Annotated in this window: 11 protein-coding genes; 8 read left to right on the top strand and 3 right to left on the bottom strand. The window is 48.8% G+C overall.

Annotation, left to right across the window (positions count from 1 at the left end; translation table 11 throughout):
* The 6 genes from AU511_RS11995 to AU511_RS11965 all read left to right on the top strand — a co-directional run.
* The coding region (locus AU511_RS11995) for a sensor domain-containing diguanylate cyclase (RefSeq protein ID WP_139829371.1) at positions 1–1,177 on the top strand (1,177 nt) is incomplete at its 5' end.
* On the top strand, positions 1,174–1,647 hold the full coding sequence (locus AU511_RS11990) for a GGDEF domain-containing protein (protein WP_094109828.1): 474 nt from the start codon (positions 1,174–1,176) through the stop codon (positions 1,645–1,647). The genes AU511_RS11995 and AU511_RS11990, both read left to right, overlap by 4 nt.
* A 370-nt stretch (positions 1,648–2,017) precedes the next feature.
* Complete coding sequence (locus tag AU511_RS11985) at positions 2,018–2,338, top strand: phage holin family protein (RefSeq protein WP_094101100.1); 321 nt, start codon at positions 2,018–2,020, stop codon at positions 2,336–2,338.
* Between the two features lie 312 nt (positions 2,339–2,650).
* Positions 2,651–2,884, top strand: a complete 234-nt coding sequence (locus tag AU511_RS11980) for a hypothetical protein (RefSeq protein ID WP_094101133.1) — start codon at positions 2,651–2,653, stop codon at positions 2,882–2,884.
* Positions 2,885–3,445: 561 nt separating this feature from the next.
* Positions 3,446–3,625: a DUF2158 domain-containing protein gene (locus AU511_RS11970; protein WP_094109827.1), complete on the top strand. Its 180-nt coding sequence runs from the start codon at positions 3,446–3,448 to the stop codon at positions 3,623–3,625.
* Between the two features lie 567 nt (positions 3,626–4,192).
* The gene (locus tag AU511_RS11965; RefSeq protein ID WP_094109829.1) at positions 4,193–4,570 is read left to right on the top strand and encodes a helix-turn-helix domain-containing protein; all 378 of its coding nucleotides are present in this window, start codon (positions 4,193–4,195) and stop codon (positions 4,568–4,570) included.
* Positions 4,571–6,657: 2,087 nt separating this feature from the next.
* Here the strand turns inward: AU511_RS11965 and AU511_RS11960 are convergent.
* Positions 6,658–6,996: a YebY family protein gene (locus AU511_RS11960; protein ID WP_094109826.1), complete on the bottom strand. Its 339-nt coding sequence runs from the start codon at positions 6,994–6,996 to the stop codon at positions 6,658–6,660.
* A 172-nt stretch (positions 6,997–7,168) separates the two neighbouring features.
* Entirely contained in the window at positions 7,169–7,678 is a 510-nt protein-coding gene (ftnA, locus tag AU511_RS11955) for a non-heme ferritin (protein ID WP_094109825.1), read from the bottom strand.
* A gap of 314 nt (positions 7,679–7,992) precedes the next feature.
* Here ftnA and AU511_RS11950 point away from each other — a divergent pair, with 314 nt between their 5' ends.
* Together AU511_RS11950 and purT are read left to right on the top strand one after the other, a co-directional pair.
* The gene (locus AU511_RS11950; protein ID WP_026739311.1) at positions 7,993–8,223 is read left to right on the top strand and encodes a DNA polymerase III subunit theta; all 231 of its coding nucleotides are present in this window, start codon (positions 7,993–7,995) and stop codon (positions 8,221–8,223) included.
* 165 nt (positions 8,224–8,388) lie between these two features.
* Positions 8,389–9,567: a formate-dependent phosphoribosylglycinamide formyltransferase gene (purT, locus tag AU511_RS11945; protein ID WP_094109824.1), complete on the top strand. Its 1,179-nt coding sequence runs from the start codon at positions 8,389–8,391 to the stop codon at positions 9,565–9,567.
* A 506-nt stretch (positions 9,568–10,073) separates the two neighbouring features.
* On the opposite strand, the gene AU511_RS11940 is transcribed toward purT, so the two are convergent.
* Positions 10,074–12,785 carry an AAA domain-containing protein gene (locus AU511_RS11940; RefSeq protein ID WP_094109823.1) on the bottom strand — a complete coding sequence of 904 codons (2,712 nt, stop codon included), beginning with the start codon at positions 12,783–12,785 and terminating at the stop codon, positions 10,074–10,076.
* Positions 12,786–13,180 lie beyond the last annotated feature (395 nt).

The following is a 13,180-nucleotide window of genomic DNA, read 5'->3' as shown; positions in this document are numbered from 1 at the left end:
TGAGACGCCGCTATCGATTTCTTTTTGCGTTCACACGGTCGCTTCCAACGAACCGCTTATCGTTTCCGACGCGCGCAACGATCCCAGATTCAGCGACAATCCGATGGTGACGGGTCAGCAACAAGTTCAATTCCACGCGAGTTATCCGCTTCGTTCATTTTACGGTATCCCTCTGGGAGCACTTTGTCTCTATCACAGCCAACCCATTGAATTTGATAGTAAAAAACTCGAAGAGCTGAGCGACCTGGCTTACGTAGTGCAAACCTACCTACAAAGAGTTGAGATGCAGGCCGAAGCTGAAAGCACGCGTGATATGCTCCATCGAGCAGATTACGTCAACCGCCAAATTTTTTCTCAGGCGGCAATTGGCCTTGTACTGATGACGCCGGATAAAAAACCGATCAGAGTCAACCTCACAATCTGCAAAATGATGGGGTATACCGAAGAAGAGCTGTTACAGACCACAATGGAAAGTGTGACGTACCACGGCGATCTTGCATTAACTAAAGAACGCTACGATCACCTCCTGAAAAATGGCAATCGCAATACGACGTTTCAGAAGCGCTATCGCCGGATGGACGGTTCATTGATGTGGGCGATGGTCTCGGTAGCGCTTCTGTACAACCCCGATGGTAGCCAGCACGGCCTGCTACTGGCGATTACTGACATTAGCAATCAGAAAGCTTCTGAAGCCGCGCTTCTCACCTTAAGTAAGGAGTTGGAGCAACGCGTTGAACAGCGTACCGAAGAGCTGCAGCGTAGCCATCAGTTTATCCAGGATATTACCGACCATATCCCCGCGATGATTTCCTGTATTCGCTCAGACAATGTCTTCACCTTCGCCAATCGTCATCTTAAGGCGCTGCTGGGAAGCACGGGCGATGACCCCATCAACTGCAATATCAGCACCGTTTTGCGTCCCAAAGAACGCAAACTGTTTACGCCATTGTTGGATAAGGTGCGAAAAAATCGGCGGCCGTTGCATATTGAACATACCGTCGACTTGCCATTAGGAGGCCGGATCACTTACCACACGCAGATGGTGCCCGCAGAGCCGCCGGCGCAGGGGGTATACGTGTTCTCCACCGACATCACCGATTTGACATCCTTACGCGATCAACTGAAGTTTGAAGCTAATCACGATCATCTCACCGGGTTACCCAACCGGCGCGCGTGATCTCCTACCTCAATCAGCTCGCCACGAAGCAACGGCAGCATGGACTGGCGCTGCTGTTTTTCGATCTGGATAACTTCAAACACTACAACGACCGGTACGGACACGAATTTGGCGATCGGGTGATCAAAACCTTCGCACGTGTCTTAGGTCAAAATACTCGCCCTAAAGATTTGATTGGGCGGCTGTCGGGCGATGAGTTCGTCATGGTGTTACACGAGCAACAGGATCTGGATCGTGAAGTGGATGAGTTGTGTCGCGTGCTGAAAGAACGCTTCCAAAAGCCCCTTCGCATCCGCGGCCAGGATATCGAGCTTTCCGCCAGTGTTGGGATCGCCATTTTAGGTAAAAATGACCGTTTGGATGTCAACCACTTCATCCACCAAGCCGACACCGCGATGTATCAGGCTAAACGTCAGAGTATTCACTCCTCTCGCGGGCATAAACATGACGCCGAAAACGATAATAAGTGACATGGTCACCAAAAAATAGTCTGCAAAAAAAATTATGCCTATCTATACTCCCTGTCGATTGCCGCTGAATTTGGCGGCATGCATCAATCTGACCTTCCCCCCTATTCCTGACACACTGTTTGCTCCACGCTCATACAACCCCAAGCACTAGCCCCCAACAGCCATAAACTGGTTACATAACGTGACTGGTATCACAGCGTTGCAAATGAGGGATGAACAGCTTAACAGCAGCATTTCATTTTCCTCGTGGTATATGCCCTACCATATGGAAGCTGGGAAATCCCAACTTGAATGACCGTTTGGACGGGGGATGCATTTACTAAGGAGAGAATTTATCCCCATCAAGCGTCCTACAAGAGGAGTTAAGATAATGAGTGAAACAGATAAAAGTGTCTTGTCACTATTCCTAATCGGCCTGCTGATTGCCGTCGGCAAGATTTTGATCAGCGGCAAACCCATCAGTCTGGGGCAATTTACCGGCCGATTAATGCTGGGGGGGTTTGTGTCGATGATTGCCGGAGTCGCATTGATACAATTTCCGACGCTGTCCCCGATTGCCATAAATGGGGTTGGCGCAGCGTTGGGGATTGCGGGTTATCAAACGATAGAGTTATTTCTACAGCGTCGCGCCCGCAACCAGGGAGATAAGGATAATAGTAGCGACACCAATGATAATAATCGAACGGAATAGCTATTCTGATCGTGGTGCGCCCCATCCCCGGGCTGACTTCAATGAAGGCTCACCATGACGCCATCAGGATGCATTCTAACTACACGCGGCAGTTTTTTCAGTCAGCCCAAAACTTTCCCCTGCTCTCCCCGCTCATCATGAGAGCCTTTTCCTGTAACGCCATTTAGCCGACAGGAGGCCACCTGGCTCGGTATTCCCCATGAAGATCAGCGCGACGTCGTTCGACGGCCGATGAGGCAGCGAAACGCAGCAGATGAGTTAAGAACCGAAGAACGGCAACGTGCTATACTGCCCTTCCCAGAGATTTTTAGTATGAAATCAGAAGACGCCCTGAATTGGTATCCTGCCCAACTCCCTCCTGTCAAAATCATATTAGGCAACGCCGTTCTGGAAGTCATTAAAGTCGGTCGTCCAGTCAATACGCGCACCCTGCTGGAGTTTCTGCAAGTCATGCAGGGCAGGCAGAAACGGCGTGATGATAAAATTGCCATGCAAACCGCCATTGATGTTTTAAAAAACAATCAAAGCATATATGGCAGGATATAGAACTTTACCCCGAAATAGCGAGGTAGGTAGGTCTTGCAGCTTAATGCTGACTTCTCCAAGTCCTGTTCATCTCTTTTGACACTTCACTTTCGAAGCAGATAGGGGCATCCCCCCCTGCTCGACTCCATGCGCTTCGACCACCACACCGACTCCCTTTTCTGGCTGAGCTATAAGGGCATGAATAATTCCCAGGATAATGGCTGACAAATTCTAGAATAAAGAAATTCTTTACCTGTTGAACGCTGAAAATAGATATTTTGGCGACCAGCGTACTTACAGACAATAAGGCCATAAGCGAAATTGTTTATATGTTGATTATTATGCTTGTTTTCATCTCAATTGACTTTTTTAGTGGCCGCAATATAAGCCCGAGCATGAGAGCAACCCCTTGAAGATTAAAAGCGAACTATCAGAACGCTTCCGCCCATTCAATCGCGTTGAACGACAAAAATATTGGATCAGTTCGCCGATGACTCATCGACTAATTTCACCGTACTGAAACCGCTAAAAAATGATGAATCTGCTATAGTGAAAATAATTTACACAGCTGAGGGATAATTTATGTTTAAAGAAGGTGATGTTGTCCAGAGTAAAACCGGGGGCCCCAAGATGGTCATCCACAAAGTAGAAGACGACAAACTCTGGTGCGTCCGAGTGGATGACTCATTAAAAAAAGAGGTCATCGTCGGCGCTGGCTCCGTGGAACACTACCGGGAAGAAGGCCCCTTCGGCGTTTGCTAACCCACCCGGCGGCTTATGCCGCCTGAATGTTGCGTATTCTTCGCTGGCTCTCGATCGGTTCCTGGGTGTGTCCACTCAGCATCGCAAGGCTTTTATCAATATAGTCATGTCATGAAGCGGCCAGACTTAATAGTCGGCAAAGATGACCTGCTCTCATTCTATTTCCCTAATACGAATGGTTATCTCCACCACGTAGAATTAATAGATGAAGGTTCATTGATGCCGAATTAAAGCTCCCTCCCACTTAATTTATTAGTAATAACTATTGCTCCCAAAACGTGAAGCTAGTTAAATATAGACTCGACCCAAAGAAATTATACGCTGATGACGCCGGTCATTTAAGAGAGAGTGAGAACATTACCGGCGTGACATCATTTCAATACACAGCATCAAAAAGCGAATCAACCATTGAATGACATTAGGCCTGACTCATTGCTATTTTTAATTAAATCATTGCTTAACACTCTTTAGCCTAAACATATCGAAAGCACTATAAAGAATTGCTTTATTATAAAATCAATTTTCAATTAACTATACCGAACTTAGTTCCGGAATAAAATGAACGCTATGCAGATGAAAGAATTCGATAACAGCCTTATTTCCAGACTCGCCGAACTCAACGAAAAGGGTTTTTCCAAGGCCGATATGGCCAGAGCCGCAAACGTCAGTAAACAAGCAGTGACTGGATGGTTCAGAACGGGAACAATAAGCAAAGCCTCGGCACTGGCCGTAGCAGATGCGAGTGGTGTTTCCATCGCTTGGCTTTTTGGTAAAGAGGTCGACGAAGACTTAGGCTTGAAAGAACGTGAAATACGAATGCTTAACTTATTTCGTCAACTTCCTGAGCCTGAACAAGATCACATGATCGACTTATTTCAGGGGCGACTGCGGGAGCTTGATGACTACGTCGAAAAATACTTGCGTGGAAGAGTGAAACAGGAATAAAGGGGCACTTTATTTTAACCATATCCTAGGATGATTTTCTTGGATATACACTTTTATGCGATTACCAGGATGCCGCCGAAAAAGCGATAAATAATGCGGTGCACTCAGTGTGTTTTTTGGTTGCATCCAGAATTTTTATAAGTCGATTCATAGAAATAAAAAATCCGAATGGTGCCACCCAGTAAAGAGAACGTTGATCCTAAGCTTTACACCTCAAAAACCGTATTGCTCATGCAAACAAGGGTGACCATAGCCACCCTTGTTTAAAATTAGCGTTTAGGACGAGTAAACAGCACAAACAAGCCAAGGATAATGTCCCCAACGATCCAGAGACTGGAAAGCATGGCTATCCCAAGCCCTGTTACGATTGCGCCACCCGCTTGCTCCGCACCCATAACTGTTCAATACCTTCAGAAGCAGAGTTGTAGCCACCAATAATCCAGACAAGCATTAAAATATTGAAGGTAATGGAAGAGAATTTGATTAATTTACCAAAAAACCTTCGCTTGGCTTTATTAGCTGAACTGCGCAAGATGGGCTTTCAACTGCACTGTCGCTAACTTGACTGGAACATTCGGGCCAACTGATTAGGGCCATTTTAACCATCCTTTTTTACATTAGTTTGTTAGCTTTGAATTTGAACAAAAATTCCGGCTCTGACAACGAACCGTTAATTGTCATGCTCTTTTCTTGTACTGCGTCCTCGTCAGAGGGGAAAAACATGCCTGAAAAAATAACTTTCTGCCCTACGTTCATATTCAGTAATGAGTTGTACAGGACGGTGTTTTTTTCAATTAACGTATAACTTTAGATGTCGGAAAGTTCATTATTCCATGTGCCGACTGAGAGGTTAGGAGAAAGCTTAATCGACAGTATTCTTTTTTCGTCATTATTAGTATCAAGCTCTGATATAGTTCCGACCCAATCAGTGATTTTTGTTAATTTCATATTCTGCAGCTGTTTTTTCCTTTCATCTCGCAAAACAGACTTCTGCAGTTCATTTTTTGCTGATACAAATTTTTCTCTTACATCATCGGAAAGAGCAAAAAAATCAGCTTCGTTATTCGGTAGTTCTGAGACACCCTTTTCCTGAGCACCTCAACTGGAGGTATTAGGTGTTGTTTCATTCGAAGGAATATCATTAGAACAGACAATAATAACGAAGAATAACACCAGTATGCTAAGGCACATATACAGTTTCTTTTAGAGATTTTTTTAGCTTACTTCCACATATTGAATAACATTCAAGGCTTTTTTATTTAAATTACCACAAGAACCATATTGTAGATAAAGGCTTTTACTTTTCATTCCATCCGGAATACCCCTGCCCTAATGACCTAACATATTAATATAACTATATATTTTTTCCTATCACACAGAAACGTTCACTCAATTGCTTAGTTATGAGTTTGACAGTTATCTTTATCCAGAGACGTGTGTGAACTTAGCTCATTAAATCTAAGTTAATATGTTATCAAATAAAAAATCACGTTTTATGGAGTTCAATATTTCCCCATTTCAAAATGCAAAACACGATCAGTTGTGATTTGACTATCCCATATCAGCGGACTCATTTTTCCCTAGGAGGTCATAACCAAATCTATGACTCTTTGCCGACCAATTCTGCCCATTTATATCTGTGCGAACATTTTCCAATGACAAAATAGGGAACCAGTGGAAATTCGTCTCCAGGTGGCATGAGGATGAATAAGTAAATTCAAAGAAAATAGCTGAAGTTGTGAGTCAATAATAGATTTATAAGTAAAAGATTGGATATCGTTTCTTGAAGCGGTTTGCAGGTCTAGCAGACATAAACATCATGGATTAATCGAAAAAAAAAGACCGAGTACGATTCCTATACTCGGTCTAGGGAAATGGCTCTTAGGATTGAGCCGTGCGCTAAAAGTTGGCATTGACGCAGGTTCCAAGGAACCTACTCTCTAAGCGTAGACGAGACATTTCCCTTTTCCAGCTATGTATGAGCCTACTTAGTACTTCATCACCTTACTTAGACTCAATTCGTGATCTACAGCACAATTAGCGTGACTGCCTGTTTCCTGATAACCCTCGGTGAAATGGCGCTTTATTCACTGGCACAGTTGTTCAGCTCGGTTCACAAAGGGTTGCAAACTTTTTTTCTGCCCGGGCTGTTTTGGGTCGTCCAGCAGGATGAAATCCAGCGGCTGAGCGTTGACTTTTCCCTGCCGTACCTGTGACCAGGCAACGTCGTTGAGCGGATATTGCATCAGTGTGCTGGGATTAATGACATAAAGCGCGTGACCGGGACGGCAGATCAACTGTACCTCTTCGCGAGTAAACGCCCAGCTATCGCCAAATTGCAGTTTGCTGACATTCGCGATCCCAGCTGTTGCGAGCGCTGAAGAGCATAAAGAGGCCGTTAACAGGAACCCGATTAATTTTTTCATTTTGATTTCCACAGCAGAACAGACCTTTGTATTTACAAGGTTTCTTGACTCATTTCGTCACGGATAAACCACGATAGAATCATAACGACAGACTGGAGGGAAGTCGAGCAAGGGGAATGGGTCGTAGTGAAAAGATAAGGCGATGCTCTATAAGCATCGCCTTTGTGCCCTATCAGGCTGAAGGCGTAGTGGCGGTCGCCATTCTTTTAAGATCTTGATCGATAAAGAACAATCCGCCTTCGGAGGTGCTCACCATCGCCAATTTATCCAGAATGGAGTTGAACAGCTTCTCTTCTTCATGCTGCTCAGCGACATACCACTGCAGGAAGTTGAACGTAGAATAGTCCTGCAAAGTCATGGCCGCATGCGCCAATTCGTTAATCTTTCCGGTGATAAGCTGTTCGTGTTCGAAGGTCTGTTTGAAAATATCCGTCAAAGAGTCGAACTCGACCGGCGGGGCTTCAATAGCACCAAGGACGGGCATACTGCCGGTATCATCCAGGTAGTCAAACAGACGCTGCATGTGCTCCATTTCTTCCTGAGAGTGAGACTTCAGAAAAACCGATGCGCCTTCGAAGCCCTTATTTCCACACCACGCGCTCATCTGCAAATAGAGGTTGGCTGAGTAAAATTCAAGGTTTAGCTGTTCATTCAGCTTTTGGATCATTTCTTTTTTTAACATGTTGAATCCTTTTCCACTGGTAGGGGATTATTTGAGAAGCATTATGCACAAAAATATCAAAATTAAAAACATACTATTAACCAATGATCTCAATATTTTTATCCTAAATTCAAAGTATTATCATTCATCTATGAGAATGGTTTTTATTATTTTTATGGCGTCGGTTTTCGTTCGAAAATAAGTTCCATTATGAGCAAATGAATTCATTCATTTCTCTTTTTGTCGTCAGAAGACGATTTGAGCTAGGGCGGCGCGTAGCTTGCCATTTGATCCGGGCTGTTTTATGTTTGTCGCGCCATGCACAGGAGGACATCATGGGACATAATCTGGCCGACCTCTCATTCGAAGAGATGGAAAAAGTAAACGTCGATCTCGCCGCTTCCGGTGTCGCTTTCAAAGAGCGCTATAACATGCCGGTCATCCCTGACGTACTCGAACAACAGCAGCCTGCGCATTTACGCGATTATTTCCGTGAACGAGTCAGCTTTTATCGTCAGCTTTCTTTGCAATTCTCCACACTGCCCTACGACCCCAACAGTAAATGATCCGCTAATACCGTCACCGCTAACGGGATGACGGTATCTATCTCCCCTTTACCAACACCCCCTTTGATTCAGCCTTAACTGGCCTAAAAAAGGCCTACGGATGCGCACGCAAACGGTTTCGTTTATACTGGGCCGGAATTCTTAACCGCATCGGATACGACTTTTATGTTAACAATTGGAACAGCCCTGCGCCCCGGAGCCACCCGTGTCATGCTGCTAGGATCGGGCGAGCTGGGAAAAGAAGTGGCGATTGAATGCCAACGTTTGGGAATTGAAGTCATCGCCGTCGACCGCTACGCCGATGCCCCGGCCATGCAGGTCGCACACCGAAGCCACATCATTAATATGCTGGATGGCGAAGCGCTGGAACGATTGATCAGTCAGGAAAAACCTGACTACATCGTTCCCGAAATTGAAGCCATCGCCACCGATACGCTGGTGGCGCTTGAGCAGCTAGGACAGCGCATCGTGCCATGCGCTCAGGCCACCCGATTAACGATGAATCGGGAAGGTATTCGACGCCTGGCGGCTGAAAACCTGGGCGTTCCAACTTCCCCCTACCGTTTTGCAGATAGCGAGGAAAGCTTTCGCGAAGCCGTGCAGGACATTGGCTTCCCCTGCATTGTAAAACCGGTTATGAGCTCATCAGGAAAAGGCCAGAGCCTGATGCGTGAAGCCCAACAATTGGACTCCGCATGGCGCTGTGCGCAGGAAGGCGGCCGGGCCGGCGGCGGTAAAGTGATTGTCGAAGGGCTGGTGAAATTTGATTTCGAAATTACCCTGCTCACCGTCAGCGCTGTCGATGGTATTCACTTCTGCGCGCCGATTGGACACCGCCAGGAGGATGGCGACTACCGAGAGTCCTGGCAGCCGCAGCAGATGAGCGCAGTTGCGCTTGAGCGGGCAAAAGCTATCGCCGGCAAAGTGGTTGACGCTCTTGGCGGCTTCGGCCTGTTCGGCGTAGAGCTGTTCATCTGCGGAGATGACGTCATTTTCAGCGAAGTCTCACCGCGGCCACACGATACCGGGATGGTGACGTTGATCTCTCAAGATTTGTCGGAGTTCGCATTACACGTACGCGCTTTTCTTGGCCTGCCGGTCGGAGCCATTCGCCAATATGGCGCTGCCGCTTCCGCGGTGATATTGCCGAACTTAACCAGCAGCGACGTTCACTATCAGGGATTGGAGCACGCCTTGCTGCCACAAACGCAAGTACGCCTGTTCGGCAAACCGGAAATCAGCGGCCAGCGTCGAATGGGTGTGGCGCTAGCGATGGACGATACGACAGGGGCTGCCGTGCAGCGCGCCACAGCCGTCGCGGCGGCGGTGAAAGTCAGCGGTTAACATTTAAAGGCGCAGCCTGTCTGCGCCCTTTTCCCTCATTCGCATGTCACCGTAACGTTATCGCCCAGCTAAACAAATTACCTTACCCGCTACCTCCGAAAACTTACAGCAAGTCACTTAGACCGTGGAATGCAGGCCGGTGGGTCTCATCTCAAGCCCGCATATGCTCTGTCAGCAGGCTTTCGTATTCTTATCATCAAAGGCCATTTTCAGCGCCACCAGATGAATACTGCTCCGCGCGCTGTCGGCGGCAGAGTCCGTCCAGAAGAAAGCCCGCCGGGTCGCCTTGGACTCCCCCCTGAGCTCACATGCCCAGGGTCACTTGGTATGACCGCTATCCATTTTCCCTTTCGATACGTCCTCTACTATGAAGGCCGACAAGCGATGACGATTAGGCTTCGCTCGTTGCAGCATTGTTGTAAATGAGGTCAGTTACCCCCCGGCTTTATGCTGCTGGTAACCGGGCCGCGGGGCCACTGACAAGAGCGGCACACGCCGATTGCATCTTACTCGCTGAGCGCTGGGCTTGCCCACTGGCCGATGAAGTCGGCGATTCTCTCTTCGATACGACTCTCGACGGTGCGAAGACGCAGAATTGGTATGCCCCCTTTCGCCAAAATACCGTTCTTTAAGACATCTCGTACCGCCTGGTCGGGCCGGTCATGGGAGCCGCCATCAACCTCAATGACCCCTAGTGGGGTCTTTCCCACCTTGTAATAGATCACAAAATCGCAGCTGGCACGCGCCATGAAGGCCCGCGCGCGTTCTGTTAAATTCACGTTACTTGGCGATACAACCTGATTAAGTTTGACCTGATCGTGATATCGCAAACCCCGGCACGACGGGTCAGATAGCGCCTCGCGCAGCCGTTGCGCCACAATCTGCTCAGATTGGTAGCGTGAGTCCTCAGGACGCAATCGAGCCTTCAAGCGCGCGAGAGACTGGTCGTATTCGCGGTACAGCAAGTCGAACGCCGATACTACAGGCGCACGCACGATCTGCTCGTCCTGTGCGTAATAAGCGATGTAGCGCATTAGAGCGGCGATATGCCCTTTGTTACCGGCAAAAACCTCGTCGCCCGTCACCAGTGTGAATCGGTGCTTGGACCGTGACACTGCAACGTTAATCATGCGCGGGTCATCGACGAAATTCAGGCGCTTTTGCTCTTGGTTGTAACGTTTCTTGTCCAGCACGGTGGAGAAGACGATCTCATCACACTCCCTACCCTGGAACTTGTGCACGGTATCCTTGACGAAATCCGTCGGCAGACACGTTCCGGAGAGGTTAACCTGAGCCCGGAATGGTGCGATAAAGCCGCGCCCCTCTCCGTCTACCCCCACAGCCTCGCCCTCGTTCTCAAGCAGCTTCAGCAGAGAGTCCAGCTCCCGCAAGTTGGTGTTCTGCCGGGTGTGATTGCCCTTTGCGGTCACGACCAGGCGTAACGGCACTTCACCTTCACCCTCCCTCGTCATCGGCACCAGCTCGTTGTTGTAGAACTGCTGGTTGCAGAATTGAATGATCCTGGGGTGACAGCGGTAATGCTCTTTCAACAGCGTTCGGGGCAATGCCTGCCTGAATACTTCAATGCATGAATCCAGCAGGCTGTAACGCTCGCAATCGTAAGCCTCAGCGGGAGCCTGCAGGCCTAACGCGACGGGAATATGCGCCAACTGCCGGTTGTCGCCGACGACGATCAGATTCTTCGCGCAGCCCAGCGCCAAAATTCCCGGCACAATATCCTGCAACGACGCCTCATCGATGATGATGTAATCGAGGACAGCCCCCGGCGCGATGGAATTGACGATGGAATGCGTTCCGCTGCCGAGGATGGGAAAGCGTTGCACAAAAGCGTCAAATCGCTTGCGGTAAGTCTGATCGTCGAAGCTGTCTAAAACCTTGGGCAATCCATGCAGATGCTGCTTCAAGTGACACATTGATGCCGTCTTCAATTCCTCCAGAGCAGCCATGAAATTTGCGCTCTCCAGCGATGCTCGACACGCCCGCAGCTCCGCCTCTTTTTCCTGCAGCGCTTTGTCGTAATAGTGCATTTGTAAGGCATAAAAAACGGACAGGCGCGCATCACCCTGAACGAATGGCTGGGCGCGGAAAATTCTGAAGTTGAATAGCAGCTCAATACGCGCTTTTAAGCGGATGCGTTGCTCTCCCAGATGAGCGAGGTAAGCCATCAGGTCCGCTATCTTGCGTGGAGACAATCCGTACTTGTCCAGCGAGGCGACGGCCCGCACGCCACTTTCTTCCTGCCACTGCTGCAAGTAACGCCGCTCAATCTTCAGCTCATCGAGTTCAACCTGTAATTGCGCCTCCCGATTGTGATTGTGCAGGTGCTCTTTCAACCGGGCCAGCATGGTTTGAATCTCGTTCAGAGTCGGTGCGGGTTCAGGCTCACTCGTTGGCTGAGCCGGCAGGTTGGCGAAGAAGTCCTTGCGGTTATGCTGATTGCCGAGTTTGGCGATCAAATGGCCTAAGTCGCATTTCTCCAACTTCTCATAAACATTTTCCACCGCCGCATTGTTGTTGGAGAGCACGGCCACCGTCTGTCCACGCAACAAGATATTGGCGAGTATGTTCAATATGGTTTGGGTCTTACCGGTGCCCGGCGGACCCTCAATTACGCTAATCTGCGCGCGGGAAGCCTGCTCGACCGCCTTGAGCTGACTCTCGTTCACACCAAATGGATAAATCAGACCTTTGGCCTCTGCCAGCATGCCATTCCGTGCCGTGCAATAGGCATGCAGTGCTGTGTCAACGCGAGCAGGCAGTTTTTCCAGTTGCCGTAGCACATTGGCGGCAATCTCCCGTTCATTCTTCGACCCAGCCCGCTCCTGGCGAGCATTTGCCACCTCCTTAAAATAGTGGAAAACCGGCGCGTCATTTATCGCCGACGGCGCAGCAAAGGCGATATCCTCGACCTTATAGATATAGGGTTTGCCTGCGTCCTTGTAGTACACGACGGCATACCTCTCACCATAGATCGTTGCCTTGGCGATGGGCGTGGCAATGGTGCTGCCGGTCTTGGTCAACAACATCTCGTCCAGCTCACGAACAGGGGAGATGTTACAGTCACAGAGAGGATAGAAGGCCGTTCCCTCATTGACGTAGGAACACCTCAGTTGTAAGCCTTCGTCCCCTTTGCTCCAGATCGACCAGTTGGCGATCGCTGCAGTTTTGTCCTTACCACCCACTAGGATCGAAACCATATGTCCCTTATTTGCGCACGAACAACATCTGAATTCGGTCGTATGCTGACGTTCAAATGCCGTTTTGTCCCTGATGTAGGGATTATTTTGCCACCAATTTCCACATGGCAAAAGACGGGGTGTGCGATAGGCCTTATGCTGTTTTGGACCGACGCATTGCCTGGCGGGCCACATCCGGATATCTCACTCTTTGCTGATGCTTCCGATGCCTGACGGGTGCTCAAACACGCCTCACTGAGCCTGGGAAGTGCCGCACCGACGGCTACGCGGAGAGTGGCACCTTTACGGGTTTAACATCGCAGGAAATCCGGTCGGTCAGCAACGCGCGAATACCATACGCAGGGTGAGTCAGCATCGAGTTTGGACACTACGGCAGGGGGACTTCATTGAAGGAT

It is taken from the genome of Lonsdalea iberica (assembly GCF_002111585.1).
GTDB classification, from domain to species: Bacteria; Pseudomonadota; Gammaproteobacteria; order Enterobacterales; family Enterobacteriaceae; genus Lonsdalea; species Lonsdalea iberica.
The sequence above is the reverse complement of the archived record's forward strand: the minus strand, read 5'-3'. Positions and strand labels throughout refer to the sequence as shown.